This is a genomic window from Kitasatospora sp. NPDC057223, from assembly GCF_042669755.1.
Lineage (GTDB): Bacteria > Actinomycetota > Actinomycetes > Streptomycetales > Streptomycetaceae > Kitasatospora.
Map to the genome: position 1 here is coordinate 57,639 of NZ_JBHUWW010000024.1, position 18,134 is coordinate 75,772.

Annotated in this window: 19 protein-coding genes; 3 read left to right on the forward strand and 16 right to left on the reverse strand. The window is 71.3% G+C overall.

The window, feature by feature from the left end; genetic code table 11:
- Nucleotides 1-109 precede the first annotated feature (109 nt).
- Nucleotides 110-1,189 carry an ABC transporter permease gene (locus ACFUK0_RS12335; RefSeq protein ID WP_380249040.1) on the forward strand — a complete coding sequence of 360 codons (1,080 nt, stop codon included), beginning with the start codon at nt 110-112 and terminating at the stop codon, nt 1,187-1,189.
- On the forward strand, nt 1,186-1,866 hold the full coding sequence (locus ACFUK0_RS12340) for an ABC transporter ATP-binding protein (protein ID WP_380248998.1): 681 nt from the start codon (nt 1,186-1,188) through the stop codon (nt 1,864-1,866). The genes ACFUK0_RS12335 and ACFUK0_RS12340 overlap by 4 nt, the downstream gene beginning before the upstream one ends.
- 73 nt (nt 1,867-1,939) lie before the next feature.
- Here ACFUK0_RS12340 and tatC read toward each other — a convergent pair whose 3' ends face one another.
- The 15 genes from tatC to arc form a co-directional block, all read right to left on the reverse strand.
- A complete protein-coding gene (gene tatC, locus ACFUK0_RS12345; RefSeq protein ID WP_380249042.1) occupies nt 1,940-2,833 on the reverse strand; it encodes a twin-arginine translocase subunit TatC in 894 nt (297 codons plus the stop codon).
- Nucleotides 2,834-2,947: 114 nt separating this feature from the next.
- On the reverse strand, nt 2,948-3,223 hold the full coding sequence (tatA, locus tag ACFUK0_RS12350; protein ID WP_380249000.1) for a Sec-independent protein translocase subunit TatA: 276 nt from the start codon (nt 3,221-3,223) through the stop codon (nt 2,948-2,950).
- 172 nt (nt 3,224-3,395) lie between these two features.
- Nucleotides 3,396-3,572, reverse strand: a complete 177-nt coding sequence (locus tag ACFUK0_RS12355; RefSeq protein ID WP_380249002.1) for a hypothetical protein — start codon at nt 3,570-3,572, stop codon at nt 3,396-3,398.
- A 57-nt stretch (nt 3,573-3,629) separates the two neighbouring features.
- Nucleotides 3,630-3,860, reverse strand: a complete 231-nt coding sequence (locus ACFUK0_RS12360; RefSeq protein ID WP_380249004.1) for a hypothetical protein — start codon at nt 3,858-3,860, stop codon at nt 3,630-3,632.
- A 3-nt stretch (nt 3,861-3,863) separates the two neighbouring features.
- Nucleotides 3,864-4,820 carry a helix-turn-helix transcriptional regulator gene (locus ACFUK0_RS12365; RefSeq protein ID WP_380249006.1) on the reverse strand — a complete coding sequence of 319 codons (957 nt, stop codon included), beginning with the start codon at nt 4,818-4,820 and terminating at the stop codon, nt 3,864-3,866.
- Nucleotides 4,817-5,821 (reverse strand): helix-turn-helix transcriptional regulator, encoded by a 1,005-nt coding sequence (locus ACFUK0_RS12370; protein ID WP_380249008.1) that lies wholly within the window; start codon nt 5,819-5,821, stop codon nt 4,817-4,819. The genes ACFUK0_RS12365 and ACFUK0_RS12370 overlap by 4 nt, the downstream gene beginning before the upstream one ends.
- A gap of 223 nt (nt 5,822-6,044) precedes the next feature.
- On the reverse strand, nt 6,045-6,410 hold the full coding sequence (locus ACFUK0_RS12375; protein ID WP_380249010.1) for an FKBP-type peptidyl-prolyl cis-trans isomerase: 366 nt from the start codon (nt 6,408-6,410) through the stop codon (nt 6,045-6,047).
- Nucleotides 6,411-6,575: 165 nt separating this feature from the next.
- Nucleotides 6,576-7,889 carry an FKBP-type peptidyl-prolyl cis-trans isomerase gene (locus ACFUK0_RS12380; protein WP_380249012.1) on the reverse strand — a complete coding sequence of 438 codons (1,314 nt, stop codon included), beginning with the start codon at nt 7,887-7,889 and terminating at the stop codon, nt 6,576-6,578.
- Nucleotides 7,890-8,126: 237 nt separating this feature from the next.
- Nucleotides 8,127-9,110: an FKBP-type peptidyl-prolyl cis-trans isomerase gene (locus tag ACFUK0_RS12385; protein ID WP_380249014.1), complete on the reverse strand. Its 984-nt coding sequence runs from the start codon at nt 9,108-9,110 to the stop codon at nt 8,127-8,129.
- A gap of 131 nt (nt 9,111-9,241) precedes the next feature.
- Nucleotides 9,242-10,603 carry a Pup--protein ligase gene (gene pafA / locus ACFUK0_RS12390; RefSeq protein ID WP_380249016.1) on the reverse strand — a complete coding sequence of 454 codons (1,362 nt, stop codon included), beginning with the start codon at nt 10,601-10,603 and terminating at the stop codon, nt 9,242-9,244.
- Between the two features lie 175 nt (nt 10,604-10,778).
- Complete coding sequence (prcA, locus tag ACFUK0_RS12395) at nt 10,779-11,534, reverse strand: proteasome subunit alpha (protein ID WP_380249018.1); 756 nt, start codon at nt 11,532-11,534, stop codon at nt 10,779-10,781.
- An 86-nt stretch (nt 11,535-11,620) separates the two neighbouring features.
- Nucleotides 11,621-12,463: a proteasome subunit beta gene (gene prcB, locus ACFUK0_RS12400; protein ID WP_380249020.1), complete on the reverse strand. Its 843-nt coding sequence runs from the start codon at nt 12,461-12,463 to the stop codon at nt 11,621-11,623.
- A gap of 219 nt (nt 12,464-12,682) precedes the next feature.
- Nucleotides 12,683-12,901 carry a ubiquitin-like protein Pup gene (locus tag ACFUK0_RS12405; protein WP_380249022.1) on the reverse strand — a complete coding sequence of 73 codons (219 nt, stop codon included), beginning with the start codon at nt 12,899-12,901 and terminating at the stop codon, nt 12,683-12,685.
- 248 nt (nt 12,902-13,149) lie between these two features.
- Entirely contained in the window at nt 13,150-14,679 is a 1,530-nt protein-coding gene (gene dop / locus ACFUK0_RS12410) for a depupylase/deamidase Dop (RefSeq protein ID WP_380249024.1), read from the reverse strand.
- Nucleotides 14,680-14,893: 214 nt separating this feature from the next.
- Entirely contained in the window at nt 14,894-16,660 is a 1,767-nt protein-coding gene (gene arc / locus ACFUK0_RS12415; protein WP_380249026.1) for a proteasome ATPase, read from the reverse strand.
- A gap of 289 nt (nt 16,661-16,949) precedes the next feature.
- Here arc and ACFUK0_RS12420 point away from each other — a divergent pair, with 289 nt between their 5' ends.
- A complete protein-coding gene (locus tag ACFUK0_RS12420; RefSeq protein WP_380249028.1) occupies nt 16,950-17,249 on the forward strand; it encodes a ferredoxin in 300 nt (99 codons plus the stop codon).
- A gap of 92 nt (nt 17,250-17,341) precedes the next feature.
- Here the strand turns inward: ACFUK0_RS12420 and ACFUK0_RS12425 are convergent, their stop codons facing one another.
- Entirely contained in the window at nt 17,342-17,959 is a 618-nt protein-coding gene (locus tag ACFUK0_RS12425; RefSeq protein WP_380249030.1) for a hypothetical protein, read from the reverse strand.
- Nucleotides 17,960-18,134: the final 175 nt, after the last annotated feature.

Below are 18,134 nucleotides of genomic sequence, written 5' to 3' on the forward strand. Positions count from 1 at the left end.
CGCCCTTCGATGCGGAGGATCCAATCCCCGGTGCGATGCCGGTGCACGGGCCCGGCGACGACATTGGCGGGTGTCACCGCACCGATTCCGAGAGAGGACCGTGACCGCCTTGTTCGTCGCCTGGAGGGACCTGGGGTTCGCCAAGGGGCGGTTCGCCCTGATGGGGACCGTCATCGTACTGATCACCGTGCTGGTGGGCCTGCTGTCGGGCCTCACCGCCGGTCTGGGCCGGCAGAACACCTCCGCGGTCACCGGCCTGCCGGCCGACCGGCTGGTCTTCTCCGCACCGGCGGACGGCCGGAAGCTGTCCTTCACCGACTCGCAGGTCACCCCCGAGCAGTGGGAGGGCTGGGCGAGGGCCCCCGGGGTCACTTCGGCGCAGCCGCTCGGCATCAGCACCACCAAGGCGGCGGCGGGCGGGCGCACCGCCGCGCTCTCGGCCTTCGGGGTGCCGGCCGGCTCCGGCCTCGCGCCGCAGGGCGCGCCGGTCGCCCCGGGCCGGGTGGTGCTGTCCGCCGGAGCGGCCGAGGAACTCGGGGTCACGGCCGGTGCCCCGCTGACGCTGGCGGGGCAGGGCCTCACCGTCGCCGCCGTCTCGGGCGACGCCGCGTTCAGCCACCTCCCGGTCGTCTGGACCAGCCTGGACGACTGGCAGCGCATCGCGCCGCCCACCGGACCCGGCGAGCACGCCACCGTGATCGCCGTCCGGACGTCCTCCGGAGCCGGCCTGGCGGCGGCCGACCGGGAGTACGGCACCCGGGCACTGACCGTGGGCGACTCGCTCTCGGCGATCGGCGCCTACAGCTCCGAGAACGGCTCGCTCCAGTTGATGCGCGCCTTCCTGTTCGCCATCTCCGCGCTGGTCATCGGCGCCTTCTTCACCGTCTGGACGATCCAGCGCAGCGCGGACGTCGCGGTGCTGAAGGCCCTCGGCGCCCCGACTGGCTACCTGCTGCGGGACGCGCTCGGCCAGGCCGTCCTGCTGCTGGTGCTCGGCACCGCGCTGGGCACCGCCGTCGCCGCCGGGGTGGGCGCCCTGGTCGGCTCCACCGTGCCGTTCGTACTGGACGCGCCGACCGTGCTGCTGCCCGCGCTCGTCATGATCGCCCTCGGCGCGCTCGGCGCCGGACTGTCCGTCCGCCGCATCACCTCCGTCGACCCGCTGACCGCCCTGGGGAACGCCCGATGAGCCTCAACCTCGACCACGTCACCCTCACCTACCCCGACGGCGACGGCCGGCTGACCGCGCTGGACGACGTCGGCCTGGACGTCCCGGCGGGCAGCATCACCGCCGTGGTCGGCCCGTCCGGCTCCGGCAAGTCCAGCCTGCTCGCGGTCGCCGCCACCCTGATCACCCCCGACAGCGGACGGGTGGTGGTCGACGGCGTCGACACCGCCGGGCTGAGCCGCACCGAGCTGACCACCCTGCGGCGGAGCCGGATCGGCATCGTCTTCCAGCAACCGAACCTGCTGCCCTCGCTGACCGCCGTCGAACAGCTCCAGGTGATGGCCCACCTGGACGGCCGCTCGCCGCGTGCGGCCCGCCCCCGGGCCCTGGAGCTGCTGGACGCCGTCGGCCTGCGCGACCGGGCGGGCAGCCGCCCGCACCAGCTCTCGGGCGGGCAGCGCCAGCGCGTCAACATCGCCCGCGCGCTGATGAACGACCCGGTCGTCCTGCTGGTCGACGAGCCCACCAGCGCCCTGGACCACGAGCGCGGCGCGGCGGTCATCGACCTGATCACCGAGCTCACGCACCGCCGCGCGACGGCCACCGTCCTGGTCACCCACGACCGCACCCACCTGACCGCCGTCGACCAGGTGGCCGAAGTCCACGACGGGCGCCTGCGGGTGCCGGCCCGGGCCTGACCCGGCGCACGGACGACGATGCCCCGCCCACCGGTCTCCGGTGGGCGGGGCATCGTCGCGTACGGCCGTCAGGTCAGGTGATGTCGTCCAGCTGCTCGCGGCGGGCGGCGGGCACCGGGGCGCCGGCCACCGGCGTGACGGAGGCCTCCACCGGTTCGGCCGAGGCCACCTCGTCGACCGAGAGGTCCAGGTGCGAGGCCTCCTCGTCGTCGAGGCCTGCGTCCGGGTTGCGGCGGGCGCGACGCCGGTCGTTGAGCAGCGCGACGCCCACGGCGGCGAAGTACAGCGCCCAGATGGGTGCGGCCAGCGCCAGCATGCTGAGCGGGTCGGCGCTGGGAGTGGCGAAGGCGGCGAAGACGGTGATGCCCATCACCATGCCGCGCCACCAGCCGAGCAGCCGCTTGCCGGTGACCACGTGGGCGAAGTTGAGCATCACCAGGATCAGCGGGAACTCGAAGGCGAGGCCGAAGACCAGCACCATCCGGGTCGCGATGTCGAAGTAGTCCTCGGGCGGCAGGATCGGTGTGGTGCCGGTCGGGCTGAACGAGATCAGCACCTTCACCGTGGTCGGCAGCAGCAGGTAGGCGCAGACGACGCCGCTGAGGAACAGCGGGGCGCCGGCCCCCATGAAGCCCAGCGTGTACTTGCGCTCGTTGCGGTGCAGGCCGGGAGCCACGAAGGCCCACAGCTGGTAGAGCCAGACCGGCACGGCGGCGACGACGCCCGCGGTCAGCGCGACCTTGAGGGTCCAGGTGAACGGCGTGGTGAGGCCGATGTTGGAGACCTGCGCGCACTTGCCGTTGAAGGCGTCGATCTCGGCGCGGGTGTTGCACTGCGGCAGCGGCTCCAGCAGGAAGGTCTCGATCTGCTTGTGGTAGATCGCCGCGACGATCGTGAACAGCACGATCGCCAGGACCGACTTGACCAACCGGTTCCGCAGCTCACGGAGGTGGTCAGCGAGGGCCATCCGCCCCTCGGAGTCCTTGGGCGCCTTAAGCGCCTTGGAAGACTTGCTCAACCCCGGTCCTCAACTCGTGCGTCGAAGCCCGCCGGGCGGCGGGCTTCGCTGGTCGCGCGCCGGTCAGCGCGGCTGGGTGGTCTCCTGCGGCGGCTGTTCGTCGGCCACCTGCCGCGAGGGTCCGGGGGCTCCCGGTGCGGCCTTGATGGTCTTCGGGGCGGCCTCCGCCGGAGCGGGAGCCGGGGCGGGCCCGTCCTCCTCGCGCAGCGCCTTGGTCTCGCTCTTCAGGATCCGCATCGACTGCCCGAGCGAGCGGGCCAGGTCGGGGAGCCGCTTGGCGCCGAAGAGCACGATCGCGAAGACCACGACCACCAGGATCGCAGTCGCCGAGAACCGCATGCCCGACCACCTACCTTCTCGCTGCTTGCGGGCCACCGCGCCGACGGTCGTCGCTGCGGTTGCGGCGCACCGCGATCGGTGCGGCCACGGTCAGAGCCTAACGCGCCGCCCCCGACAGCAGCAGACCCCCGGGCCACCAGCCGGTGAAGAATCGGCGCACCGGCGGGTGGAGTCAGCGTGTCCGGCCGGCTTCGGCCAGGTCGCCGGCCGCCCCGGCGAGCGCGCGGGAGGCGGTGTCCACCTCCCGCGCGAGCACTCTGACGTCCAGCCACAGCCGCCCGGCGAGCACGCCGAGCACCAGCAGGCCGGCGGTGGAGAGCAGGACGGCGGCGACGAGGGTCCACGACATGCCCGCCAGCCTAGGCCGTCCCCGGCAGATCGGGCCAGGACCGCTCGCCGGGCCGGGTCAGCCCTCGGCCGGGACGAGCCGCATGGTGCGGACGCCGGCGGCCGTGAGCGCGGCGACGATCTTCTCCCCGGCGGGCTTGCGGACCGCCGCCCCGCAGAGCGGGCAGCCGAAGCTGTAGTACGACTGGGCCTGGGTCCGGCCGAGGGTGAGGCGGAAGTCCTCCGCGGGCAGGTCCACCTTCTCCCGGCACTCCGAGCAGTAGACCTTGAATCTGGTGACGTCCTCCACGGCTCAGGCCTCCCCGTCGCCGTAGCCCGCGAGCGCCTCGGCGGCGGCCGTCCTGGCCTGCTCGGCCAGCTCCGGCGGCGAGACGATCCGGCCGTCCCGGCCCAGGCGCAGGGCGAGCGGGCGCAGGCCGGACGGGTCGGCGCTGCGCAGGGTGATCCGCAGGCCGCCGTCGGGCAGTTCCTCGGCCGAGTCGTGGGTGTAGTACTCGGCGACCCAGCGCCCGGCGGGGCCGACCTCGACGACCACCTCGGGGTCGTCGGCGGACGGGTTGACCAGGCCGCCGGAGAGGTCGCGCGGCTCCAGCCGGGGCGGGTCGGAGGGGGTGTCCAGCACCTTGATCTCGGCGACCCGGTCGAGCCGGAACATCCGCCGGTCCTCGGAGACCCGGCACCAGGCCTCCAGGTAGGTGTGGCCCTCGGTGACCAGGCGGATCGGGTCGACCTCGCGCTCGGTCATGCCGCCGCGCCCGTGCGAGTAGTAGCGCAGCCAGAGCCGGCGCCCCTCGCTGAGGGCGCGGTCGATGTCCGCGAAGACGTGGCTCTCGGCTTCGAAGGTGACGCCGACCCGGGCACTGCCCTCGGCGCTGTCCCCCGCCGCGTTCTCGATCTTGGCGACGGCCCGGGTGAGGGCCTCGCGGTCACGCTCGCGCAGGCCCGGCAGGCCGGCCACGGCACGGGCGGCGACCAGCAGCGCGGTCGCCTCGTCGGCGGCGAGCCGCAGCGGCTGGGCGACGTCGTCGACGTTGTGCCACCAGATCCGCTCGCCGTCGGTGTCGATGTCGAGCAGGTCACCGCCGCGGAAGCTGGTGCCGCACATCGGCAGCACGTTGAGGTCGCCGATCAGTTCGCGCTCGGTGATGCCGAAGGCGCGGGCGACCTCGGCCACCTCGGCGCCTGGGCGCTCGCGCAGGTAGGTGACCAGGGAGAGCATCCGGCGGGTCTGGTCGATGGCGTTGCTCATGCCTGTGCTCCTTCAACGGCTCCGACGGCTCCGGCGGCGACGGGCAGCCCGGCCACCGCGCGCAGCCGGTCGATGACGTCGGCCCGCAGGTCGTCGGGGCCGAGGACGACCACGGCCGGGCCGAACTCGGCGAGGTCCGCGCCGAGCCCGTTGCCGTACGGGATCTCCAGTTCGTCCCAGCCGTCGTCGACCCGACGGCTGCTCAGCGCCTTGGTGCGGAGCGGGAATCCGGCTCCCCGGCGCAGTCGTACGGTGGCGGTGGCGGTGGCGCCCTCGCCGGCGAAGGTGGCGACGTACGCGCGGACGTCCACGTGCTCGGGGACGTCGCCGCTGAACGCGCCGGAGCGGGAGCGGACCTTGCCGGTGATCCGGCTGAGCCGGAACACCCGGGCGTCCTGGCGGTCGCGGTCCCAGCCGGCCAGGTACCAGTGGCCGCGCCAGCACTCCAGCGCCCACGGTTCGACGGCGCGCTGCTCGGGGACGGCGGCGCCCGCCTTGCGGTACTCGAAGGTGACCGGACGGCGGTCGCGGGCGGCGGTGAGCAGCGGCTCGAAGGCGGCCTCCCGGGCGGGGATCCGGGGCTCCAGGGCGCTGTGCGCCTCCGGCTCGGCGAACGGGACGCCGGCGGCGCGCAGCTTCTGCAGGGCACCGCTGGCGGCGCCGGACATCTTGGCCTGCTGCCAGACCCGGGCGGCCAGGGTGAGGGCCGCGGCCTCCTCGGCGTCGAGCGCGATCTCGGGGAGGCGGTTGCGGTCGGGCCGGGCGAGGTAGCCGAGTTCGCCGTCGAGCGAGTTCTCGTCGACGTCGATGACCAGGCCGAGTTCGCGCAGGTCGTCCTTGTCGCGCTCGAACATCCGGTTGAAGGCGTCCTCGCTGCCGTTCTGCCACGCTTCGCGGTAGGCCTCGACGGATTCCCGCAGCTCCTTCTTGGAGAGCGGCCGTCTGGTGTTCATCAGGCACAGGGCTAGATTCATCAGCCGCTCTGCCTTGGCGATCGCCATCGCTGACCCTTCCGGTGTGCCGCGCCGCGCGCGGGGTGCGCCCGCCGGGAGTCCACTACCCGGCGCCCCGACCGTACCGGTAGCGGCACCGGCGGCGAAAGCCGAGCCCTGCTCAGCCCCTGGCCGGCGGGTGGAAGGGGCCAGGGCCGTACCCCTTGCGCGGGGTACGGCCCTGGCTGCGCGGACGCGGGGTGTCAGCCCCGGTTGCGTGGGATCGCGGTGATCAGACGCCGAGCAGGTCGACGACGAAGATCAGCGTCTCGCCCGGCTTGATGGCCGGGGTCGGCGACTGGTTGCCGTAGGCGAGGTGCGCCGGGATGGTCAGCTCGCGCCGGCCACCGACCTTCATGCCGACGACGCCCTGGTCCCAGCCCTTGATGACGCGGCCGCCGCCGAGCGGGAACTTGAAGGACGAGCCGCGGTTCCAGCTCGCGTCGAACTCCTCGCCGGTGCTGAACGCGACACCGACGTAGTGCACCTCGACGACCTGACCCGGCTTGGCCTCGGCGCCCTCGCCGACCGTGATGTCACGGATCTGCAGGTCGGCCGGCGGGTCGCCAACGGGGAAGTCAATCTCCGGCTTGCTCACAACTGCCTCTTCTCACGGTTCGGAACGTACATGACGGAGCGGCAGGCATCCGCACCGCTCTCTCCCTGCCGGGATTCACGGTACGGGCGCCCGCCGCCCGCCCGGGCACGGGCCACGCGGCCGCGCCCGAAGGTCATACACGTTCCATTGTCACCCTAAGCGGGATCAGCCGACGCCCGCATCCAGCACGTCGACCACGAAGACCAGCGTCGAGTTGGCCGGAATCTCGCCCTGCGCCTGGTCCTTGTAGCCCAGCGAGGCGGGGATCACGAGCTCGACCCGGCTGCCCACGGCGACGCCCTCGAGGCCCTTGTCCCAGCCCTCGATGACCTGGCCGCCGCCGACGGAGAAGGAGAACGCCTGGCCCTTGTCGAGCGAGGAGTCGAACTTCTTGCCGTCCTTCCACAGCGCGCCGGTGTACTGGACGAGGACCTTCTCGCCCGTCTCGACCTTGGGGCCGGTGCCCTGGATCAGGACGTGGCTCTTGAGCTCGGTCGGCTCGGCCGCGCCCGCGACCGGGGTGATCTCGGCGGCCTTCTTGCCGTTGTCCTTGACCTGCGGGAAGTCCGCGGGCGGCGGGGTCACGGTGCCGCTGACGACGGCGTCGGGGGCGTTGACCCGCTGGACGTCGATCACGAAGACGAGGTTGTCCTTCGCGCCGATCTCCATGCCGGTGTTGCCCTGCGCGCCGAACGCGGCGGCCGGCGGGGCCACCACGAGGATCCGGCTGCCGGCCTTCTTGCCGACCACGGCCTGGTCGAGCGCCGGGATCAGCGCGTCGGTGCCGGCCTGGAAGATCTGCGGCTTGCCCTTGTCGTCGTACGAGCTCGGGATGTCCTTGCCGGTCGTCCAGTCCTTGGCGGTGTAGTCCACCGACGTCCAGGAGTTCTTCTCGACCACCGGGCCGGTGCCCTCGGAGAGCACCTTCACCACGAAGGTGCCGTCGGCGGCCTCGCCGGGCACGGTGATGGTGGCCTTCTTGCCGAAGTCGCCGGTGATCGTCGGGAGCACCTTGGCGGTGTCCTTGATCGGCGGTACGGGCTCCGCGCTGGGCGTGGCCGGGGCGGTGGCGGCGTCCGCGGGCGGCTTGGTGGCCGCGTTGTCGCTGCCGCCGTCGCGGTTGACCATGTACAGCGTGACACCGCTGCCGACCAGCAGGACGGCCAGCACGGTGCCCAGGATCATCCCGAGCCTGCCGACGCCGGGGGGGTTCTCGTCGTACCCCGCCTCGGAGGTGTCCTGCCGGCGGACGTTCGACGCGAAGATCTGCGGGACCTCGTCGTCCTTGGCGCCCGACTTCGGCCGCGGGCCGTCGCCGGGGCTGCCCCAGCCGGCCGACTGCTTCAGGATCGCCGGGGGGACGACGATCGACTCGCCGTCGCCGGGCAGCGGACCGCCGGGCCGCGAGTCTGCCGGGTCGCCGGCGGAGGCGCCGTTCGCGGTGCCGGGCCCGCCCGGGCTCGACGCTTTCTCAGACATGACTCCCCATCCATCTCACCAGGTCTTCGAGGCCTACCGGCCGACTTGCTGATCGCCGAGCTCCTGCTGTCTCACCCGCACCCGGCGTCTCTGGCCCACCACAGTGCGGAAGGGCAGCAGTATGACAGGTCAGGATGAGGACGGGCGCTCCCGGTGTGCGAGCGCCGCCCAAGCGTACGAGCCGCGGGGCGCCCGGGGCAGACCGCGCCGGGGCCGGACCGGCCCCGGCCGGCCGGATCAGACGGCTTCCAGGATGTCGATCACGAACACCAGCGTCGAGTTCGCCGGCACCGCGCCCTGCGCCTGGTCCTTGTAGCCCAGTGCGGGCGGTACCACCAGCAGGACGCGGCTGCCCACCGTCTGGCCGACCAGCCCCTTGTCCCAGCCCTCGATCAGGCTGCCGGTGCCGACCTGCAGGGCCTGCGCGCCGCCGTGGCTCCAGGAGGAGTCGAACTGCTGGCCGTTGCTCCAGAGCACGCCGGTGTACTGCACGACGAGGGTCTGGCCGGTCTTGACCTGGTTGCCCTCACCCTTGATCAGGACGAACTGCTGGAGCTCGGTGGGCGCCGCCTGCCCGGCCGGGATGGTGATCGTCGGTGCGGCCTTGCCGTTGTCCTTCACCTGCGGCGAGGTGGGCGGGGCCTGCGTCATGGTGCCGGAGAGCGTGGAGTCCTGCGGGAGGGTCTCCACGATGTCCATCACGAACACCACGGTGTCGCCGGCGCCGACCCCGAGCGCGGTGTTGCCCTCGGCGCCGAAGGCGGCGGCGGGCGGGGCGACCACCAGGATCCGGCTGCCCACCTTCTTGCCGACCACGCTCTGGTCGAAGGCCGGCACCAGCTGGCCGCTGCCGGCCTGGAAGAGCTGCGGCTTGCCGCCGGTGTCGTAGGAGCTCGTCAGGTCCTTGCCGGTCGTCCAGTCCTTGGCGGAGTAGTTGACCGTCACCCAGTCGCCCTTGTTGACCGTGGCGCCGTCGCCCTCACTCACCGTGTTGATCACGAACTGGCCGCCGGGCTGCCCGGCGGGGAGCGTGATGACGGCCTTGCTGCCGAAACTGCCCTCGACCGTCGGCATCGGCGAGGCCTCGCTCACGGGGGAGGGCACCGTGGGCGCCGCACTGGAGGCGCTGGGCGACACCTCTGCGGGCGCCTTCGAGCTGCTGCTGCAGGCGACCGCCAGCAGCAGGGGCAGGGTGACGAGCAAACCGGCGGTGCGGCGCACGGTGTTCCTAACTGTCGGTCAAGGGCGGCTGTTCGGAATCCTCCGACAGCCTAAGCCGAGACCGCGCCGTGCCCCGGTAGGCGACACCGGGGCACGGACGTACGTCACACCTTGCTCACACGCACCTCGCGTCACATGCCCGCGATGAGCTTCTCCACCCTCTCGTCCACCGAGCGGAACGGGTCCTTGCAGAGCACCGTGCGCTGCGCCTGGTCGTTCAGCTTGAGGTGCACCCAGTCGACCGTGAAGTCGCGGCGCTGCTCCTGCGCCCGGCGGATGAAGTCGCCGCGCAGCCGGGCCCTGGTGGTCTGCGGCGGGACGGACTTCGCCTCGAAGGTCTTGAGGTCCGTCGTCACCCGCTCGGCCTGGTTCTTCGCCTGCAGCAGGTAGAACAGGCCGCGGCGGCGGTGGATGTCGTGGTAGGCGAGGTCGATCTGGGCCACCCGCGGGTTGGACATGCTCATCTGGTGCTTCTCGCGGTACCGCTCGATCAGCCGGTACTTCATGATCCAGTCGATCTCGTTGCCGACCTTGGCGAGGTCCTCGGTGCGGACGGCCTCCAGCGTGCGGCCCCACAGCTCCAGCACCCGGGCGATGGTGCCGGTGTTGATGCCCTTGCGGTCCGCGAAGTCCAGCGCCTTGGTGTAGTACTCCTCCTGGATCTCCAGCGCACTGGCCTCCCGGCCGTTCGCCAGGCGGACCTGGTGGGTGCCGGTCAGGTCGTGGCTGACCTCGCGGATCGCCCGGATCGGGTTCTCCAGCGTGAGGTCGCGCAGCACCACGCCGGCCTCGATCAGGCGCAGCACCAGGTCGGTCGCGCCGACCTTGAGCAGCGTCGTGGTCTCGGACATGTTGGAGTCGCCGACGATGACGTGCAGCCGCCGGTAGCGCTCGGCGTCGGCGTGCGGCTCGTCGCGGGTGTTGATGATCGGCCGGGACCGGGTGGTCGCCGAGCTGACGCCCTCCCAGATGTGCTCGGCCCGCTGGCTGACGCAGTAGACCGCGCCGCGCGGGGTCTGCAGCACCTTGCCGGCGCCGCAGATCAGCTGGCGCGTCACCAGGAAGGGGATCAGCACGTCGGAGAGCCGGGAGAACTCGCCGTGCCGGGCCACCAGGTAGTTCTCGTGGCAGCCGTAGGAGTTGCCGGCCGAGTCGGTGTTGTTCTTGAACAGGTAGACGTCGCCGGCGATGCCCTCCTCGTGCAGGCGCCGTTCGGCGTCCACCAGGAGGCCTTCGAGGATGCGCTCGCCCGCCTTGTCGTGCGTCACCAGCTCCGTGACGTCGTCGCACTCGGGGGTCGCGTACTCGGGGTGCGAGCCGACGTCCAGGTAGAGGCGTGCCCCGTTGCGCAGGAAGACGTTGCTGCTGCGGCCCCAGGAAACTACGCGGCGGAAGAGGTACCTGGCCACCTCGTCCGGAGACAGACGTCGTTGTCCCCGGAACGTACACGTGACGCCGTACTCATTCTCCAGCCCGAAAATTCGGCGGTCCATGAGGCATCCATTCTCTGATTGGAGCTGTCCGAAACCGCCTCCACGGTGGCAATCCGCCCTCGTCCGTCCACGTGCGACCAGCAGTCAGGCCGGTAGCCGGGCCGTCAATTCACCGCAGGGGCACCTGAATCCCGTACGGCCGTCAGGCCGGCCGTACGGGATTCACCCACAGGGACTATTCCGGCGTCGCCGCCGGCCTGCCCTCGTCGTCGTCCGCCTCGGCGGACTCGTCACCGTCGAGCAGCCGGCCGAGCTGGCTGCCCAGGATGCGCTTGAACTTGCGTTGCTGGAAGCGCTGGCGGTCGAGCACCGCGACCTCCAGCTGGTCCGGTGTCAGGGTGCGCGGGGTGCCGCCGTTCGGGTCCCTGGCGAGGGAGTCGACGGCCAGCTTGAGGGCCTCGGTGAGGTTCAGGCCGACCTGGTGGCGCTGGTCCAGGTAGTTGCCGATGGAGTCGGCGTTGCCGCCGACCACGACGGAGTTCTGCTCGTCGACCACCGAGCCGTCGGGGGTGAGGCGGTAGATCTGGTCGTCGTCGGCGGTCTTGCCGACCTCGGCGACGATCAGCTCGACCTCGTAGGGCTTCTCCGCGACCGAGGAGAAGATGGTGCCGAGCGTCTGCGCGTAGACGTTGGCCAGGCCGCGGGCCGTCACGTCGGCCCGGTCGTAGGAGTAGCCGCGCAGGTCGGCGTAGCGGACGCCGCCGATGCGCAGGTTCTCGAACTCGTTGTAGCGGCCGACGGCCGCGAACGCGATCTTGTCGTAGATCTCGGAGACCTTGTGGAGCGCCCGCGAGGTGTTCTCGGCGACGAAGACGATGCCGTCGGCGTAGGTGAGCACGACCACGCTTCGGCCGCGCGCGATGCCCTTGCGGGCGTACTCCGCGCGGTCCGCCATGGCCTGCTGAGGCGAGACGTAGAACGGTGTGGACACCGGCGGTCGTCCCCTTCTGTCAGGACCCCTCCGGCCCGGTGGGCGGGTCAGGAGGGTGGGTCGGTAGGTGGATCGGGCGGACGGGGCTAGAGCAGCGGGGCCTGCGGGCCGTTGGGCTGCTCCAGGCGCTTGTCGGTGATCGAGCGCGCGATGGCCGAGACCTCGGGCTCGGTGAGCCGGCGGAAGCCGTCCTCGGTGATCAGCGAGACGATCGGGAAGATCTTGCGGGCGAGGTCGGGGCCGCCGGTCGCCGAGTCGTCGTCGGCGGCGTCGTACAGCGCCTGCACGACCAGGGTGGACGCCTGCTCGGCGGTGAGGCCCTCGCGGTAGAGCTTCTTCATCGAGCCCCGGGCGAAGACCGAGCCCGAGCCGGTGGACGCGAATCCGCGCTCCTCCGACCGGCCGCCGGTGACGTCGTAGGTGAAGATCCGGCCGCGGCCCAGGTCCTGGTCGTAGCCCGCGAAGAGCGGGACGACCGCCAGGCCCTGCATCGCCATGCCGAGGTTGCCCCGGATCATCGTGGTGAGCCGGTTGGCCTTGCCCTCCAGGGAGAGCACGGCGCCCTCGATCTTCTCGTAGTGCTCCAGCTCCAGCTGGAACAGGCGCACCATCTCCACCGCGAGGCCGGCGGTGCCGGCGATGCCGACGGCGCTGTACTCGTCGGCGGGGAAGACCTTCTCGATGTCGCGCTGGGCGATCACGTTGCCCATGGTGGCCCGCCGGTCACCGGCGATGATCACGCCGCCGTCGAAGACCGCGGCGACGATCGTCGTCCCGTGCGGTGCCTCGATGGTCAGCCCCTCGGGGAGGCTGCGGCGGCCGGGGATCAGCTCCGGGGAGTGATCGGCCAGGAAGTCCATGAACGAGGAGGACCCGGGGGTCAGGAAGGCAGCCGGTAGACGCCCGGTGCCACGAAAATTGGCTTCCACACGATTCCTTCCAGGTAGCTTGAAGCGCGCGCTGCCCGCACCCTACCCGCCTGGCGATCACTGTCCACCAGGGTCGGGAAAGCCCGTCGGAACGGGCCCGAGGGGCGGACCGGGGCGGACGGGAGGCAGCCGCCTCCCGCCCGCCCTCGGCGGTCGCACCCGTGAATTCCGCGAATGATCCGGGCCGCTCTGCCGGCGGGCCCCCGGCCCTGCGGGCCGCTACTGCCCGCCCTTCTGGACGAATTGCCGCACGAAATCCTCGGCATTCGACTCGAGGACCTCGTCGATTTCGTCCAGCACGGCGTCGACGTCGTCGGTCAGCTTTTCCTGGCGCTCCTGGAGCTCCTCGGAATTCTGCGCCTCGGCCGCCTGCTCCTCGACCTCCTCGGAAGCACGGTTCGCCCGCTGCTGGCCACCACCGGTGTCGCTGCTCGCCATAACCCTCACCCCGCTCATTCGTCCGGCACGGCTTGGTGTTCCCGTTTGTCGCTGCTCTGGGTTGTCGCTGTTGCACCGACCCTATACACCGGGTGCGACAATCGCCCCCGGTTTGCGTGCGGCGCTTCCTGTCCAACGTCCGGCGCTACCTCGGATGATTCCCATTCAGGGAGCGTTCACCCGTGGTGATCGAAAAGTTACCGGGGGCCGACGCCGGCACGGCGGCCCGGGGCGGCCCCGCAGGCCGCTCAGGTACTGCCCTGGCCGCGGTCGCCGGAGAGCACCCGGACCAGGTCCTCGGCCGTGCGGCAGCGGTCCAGCAGGTCCTTGACGTGCTCGCGCGTCCCGCGCAGGGGCTCCAGGGTCGGCACCCGCTGCAGGGAGTCGCGGCCCGGCAGGTCGAAGATCACCGAGTCCCAGGAGGCCGCGGCGACGTGCTCCGCGTACTGCTCCAGACAACGGCCGCGGAAGTAGGCCCTGGTGTCCTCCGGAGGCTTGCCCACGGCCCGCTGGACCTCCTCCTCGGTCACCAGCCGCTCGAAGCGCCCACGGGCCACCAGGCGGTTGTACAGGCCCTTGTCGGGCCGTACGTCGCTGTACTGGAGGTCGACCAGCTGGAGCCGGGAGTTCTCCCAGCCGACGCCGTCGCGGGCCCGGTAGCCGTCCAGGATCTCCTTCTTGGCCACCCAGTCGAGCTGGCGGGACAGGCTCATCGGATCGCGCTCCAGGCGCCCGAGGACGTCCTCCCAGCGGGCCAGCACGTCCAGCGTCTGGTCGTCGGCGTCGGCGCCGAAGCGGTCCTCGACGTACTTGCGGGCCAGCTCGCAGTACTCGGTCTGGAGCTGGATCGCGGTGAGCCGGCGCCCGCTGCGGAGCGTGATCAGGTGCTTGAGGGTGGAGTCGTGGGAGACCCGGTGCAGCGTCCGCACGGGCTGGTCGACCGCGAGGTCGGCGGCGATGAAGGCGTCCTCGATCATCGACAGGACGAGCGCGGTGGTGCCGAGCTTGAGGTAGGTGGAGATCTCCGAGAGGTTCGCGTCCCCGATGATCACGTGCAGCCGGCGGTACTTCTCGGCATCGGCGTGCGGCTCGTCGCGGGTGTTGATGATGGGGCGCTTGAGGGTGGTCTCCAGGCCGACCTCGACCTCGAAGTAGTCGGCGCGCTGGCTCAGCTGGAAGCCGTTCGCGGAGCCGTCCTGGCCCAGGCCCACCCGGCCGGCGCCGGTGACGACCTGGCGGGAGACGAAGAACGGGGTGAGGTGGCGGACGATGTCGGCGAACGGCGTCGACCGCTTCATCAGGTAGTTCTCGTGGGTGCCGTACGAGGCGCCCTTGTTGTCCGTGTTGTTCTTGTACAGGTGGATCGTCTGCCCGTTCGGCAGTTCCAGGGCGCGGGCCGCCGCGGCCGCCATGATCCGCTCGCCGGCCTTGTCCCAGAGCACGGCGTCGCGCGGGTTGGTGACCTCGGGCGAGCTGTACTCGGGGTGGGCGTGGTCCACGTAGAACCGGGCGCCGTTGGTGAGGATGATGTTCGCGAGACCGATGTCCTCGTCGGTCAGCTGGCTGGAGTCCGCGACGTCCCGTGCGAGGTCGAACCCCCGGGCGTCGCGCAGCGGATTCTCCTCCTCGAAGTCCCAGCGGGCCCGCCGAGCCCGGTGCATCGCCGCGGCGTACGCGTTGACGATCTGGGACGAGGTGAGCATGGCGTTGGCGTTCGGGTGCCCGGGTACGGAGATCCCGTACTCGGTCTCGATCCCCATCACGCGCCGTACGGTCATGCGGCCCTCCTTGCCCGGTGCGCCGCCCCCCACGGGCGGATCGCACTGACGTACCGCTGAGCTGCACCGTCGCCGGCCAGGGGGCCGCCGACGGTGGTACTGCCGAGCCTAGAGGGCAGCACCGACGGCGCTGCCCCGAGACGCGCCGTCCGGCTGCGGGGCCGCGAGGCGCCACAGCCGGACGGGAGTGCAGGCCCGACGGGAGAGTCCCTTGCTACAGGTACTGCCCCGTGTTGGCCACGGTGTCGATGGAGCGGCCGGACTCGGCGCCCTGCTTGCCGGTGACGAGCGTGCGGATGAAGACGATCCGCTCGCCCTTCTTGCCGGAGATGCGGGCCCAGTCGTCCGGGTTGGTGGTGTTGGGCAGGTCCTCGTTCTCCTTGAACTCGTCCACGCAGGCGGCGAGCAGGTGGGAGACGCGCAGACCGCGCTGGCCGTGGTCGAGGAAGTCCTTGATGGCCATCTTCTTCGCCCGGTCCACGATGTTCTGGATCATGGCGCCGGAGTTGAAGTCCTTGAAGTACAGGACCTCCTTGTCACCGTTGGCGTAGGTGACCTCCAGGAAGCGGTTCTCCTCGGTCTCGGTGTACATCCGCTCGACGACCGCCTGGATCATGGCGCCCACGGTGGAGTCCACCGAGCCGTCGTGCTCCTTGAGGTCGTCCGGGTGGAAGGGCAGCGTTCCCTTGAGGTACTTCGAGAAGATGTCCTTGGCCGCCTCGGCGTCCGGCCGCTCGATCTTGATCTTGACGTCCAGGCGGCCGGGCCGCAGGATCGCCGGGTCGATCATGTCCTCGCGGTTCGAGGCACCGATCACGATGACGTTCTCCAGGCCCTCCACACCGTCGATCTCGGCCAGCAGCTGCGGGACGATGGTGTTCTCCACGTCCGAGCTGACACCCGAGCCGCGGGTGCGGAAGAGCGACTCCATCTCGTCGAAGAAGACGATCACGGGGGTGCCCTCGCTGGCCTTCTCACGAGCACGCTGGAAGACCAGGCGGATCTGCCGCTCGGTCTCGCCGACGTACTTGTTGAGCAGCTCGGGGCCCTTGATGTTGAGGAAGTAGCTCTTGCCCTGCGGCCGGCCGGTCACCTCGGCGACCTTCTTGGCGAGCGAGTTCGCGACGGCCTTGGCGATCAGCGTCTTGCCACAGCCGGGAGGGCCGTAGAGCAGGACGCCCTTCGGCGGCCGGAGCTCGTACTCCTTGAACAGGTCGGCGTGCAGGTAGGGCAGTTCGACCGCGTCGCGGATCTGCTCGATCTGGTTGGCCAGACCGCCGATCTGCCGGTAGTCGATGTCGGGGACCTCCTCGAGGACCAGGTCCTCGACCTCCGACTTCGGGACGACCTCGTAGACGTAGCCGGAGCGGGGCTCCAGCAGGAGGGCGTCCCCGGTGCGCAGGGTGAGGCCGCGCAGCGGCTCGGCGAGCCGGACCACCCGCTCCTCGTCGGTGTGCCCGGTGACCAGGGCGCGCTCGCCGTCCTCCAGGACTTCCTTGAGGGTGACGATGTCGCCGATGCTCTCGAAGGCCATCGCGTCCACGATGTTGAGGGCCTCGTTGAGCATCACCTCCTGGCCGCGGCGCAGCTCGTCGAGGTCGACGCTCGGGCTGACGTTGACCCGCAGCTTGCGGCCACCGGTGAAGATGTCTGCGGTGCCGTCCTCGTTCTGGCTGAGGAAGGTGCCGAATCCGGCAGGGGGCTGAGCCAGCCTGTCCACTTCCTCCTTGAGGGCCACGATCTGGTCGCGGGCCTCTCGCAGGGTGGAGGCGAGCCGTTCGTTCTGGGCGGTCGCGCCGGCCAGATTGGTCTGGAGCTCGACGATCCGCTCTTCGAGGATTCTCGAATTGCGCGGCGAGTCGGCGAGCTTGCGGCGCAGGACGGCGATCTCCTGCTCGAGGTACGAGAGCTGTGCTGCCTCGTCGGAACCACGAGCGGGCTTACCGGTGCTGCGGTTGTAGTCGTCATCGTGGGCTGCCACGGTCCTCACCTCCTCCGGGGAGCTGGACGCTTCCAGACCCTACCTGGGACCAGGGGTCTGTAAACCCCTAGATCAAGAAAGATGGAACGGGCGTGTCCGATCTTCGCCCTCGCGTGCTTCCCCTATGCAAAGGAGATACCCACCGCGCACCGCCCAAAGCGGACCAGATGTATCGTCGGGCGAGTCGATATCCGATCGCGACCACAAGTACCGGTCGGATCGTTGTACGAATGGCGGGATTGCCCCCGATTCCGGGGCGACTCGGGACAGAACGGCAGGAGACGTACCGATGACCGGTGAGGCCACGACCACGGGCGAGCCGCTGGAGGTGTGGATCGACCAGGATCTCTGCACCGGCGACGGCATCTGCGTGCAGTACGCGCCGGAGGTCTTCGAGCTCGACATCGACGGCCTGGCCTACGTGAAGGGCTCGGACGACGAACTGCGCCAGCAGCCCGGCGAGACGGCGCCCGTCCCGCTGACCCTGCTTCAGGACGTGGTCGACTCCGCGAAGGAGTGCCCGGGCGACTGCATCCACGTCCGCCGGGTGGCCGACCGGGTCGAGGTCTACGGCCCCGACGCTGACTGAACCTTCGCCCGCTCGCCTCCCTTCCGCTCGGGGCGGCCCTGCGGCTCGGGGCGGCCCTGCTGCTCGGGGCGAGTGGCCGGTCCGGCGTCCGGTCAGACCTGGGCCGCCGGGGCCGCGGCCTGCTCGGCGCGGACCCAGTGGCCGCTCCGGCGGGTCCAGGTGAGGTCCAGTGAGACGTCCGGGCTGAACCGCGGCACGTCCTCCGAGGAGTAGCCCTGGGCGTGGCCGGTGATGACGCCGTCGCTGCGCAGGGCGAGTCTGGCGACGGTGAGGTTCTCCTGCTCGGAGAGCAGCGTGGCGAGGATCTCCGGGCGGCCGCCCGCGCCGGGCCCGAGCAGGTAGACGGCGTCGGGCGGGGTGCCGTTGCCGGCGTCGCAGTGCGCGGCGGCCACCGTGCCCGGCCGGCCGTCACCCAGGTCCGCGGCGAACTGCACGGATATCTTCACCGGGAACGGCCCGCAGTCGAGCGGCAGTTCGGCCTTCGCCGGATCGGGCGCCTCGGCCGCGGGCAGGGCCCTGGGGGCCGGGCGCAGCGGCGTGGTCGTCCCGTTCGCCGGGTTGGCGGCCAGGGCCCCGGCCACCACGGCGGCGCAGCCCGCGGCCACCACGGCCCAGTGCACCACCGCGGGACGGGCGTGCGCGGGCGCGTCCGGCCGGTCGCCTCCCCCGGTCCGCTGCTCGGTCACTGTCGTCCCGACCGCTGTTTCCACCGGGCGTCCCCTTCACCGGTACCGCGCCATCGATCGCCGCGGTGGGTCTACGTGAGCGAGCATCGTCCCACACGCCGGGCGGGCCGTACACAGCGGGTCGGACGCCGTATCAGCCCGCCCCACCTGCACAGACGTCCGCACGGACGCGAGGGGCGCCGCGCCGGGTGGATACCCG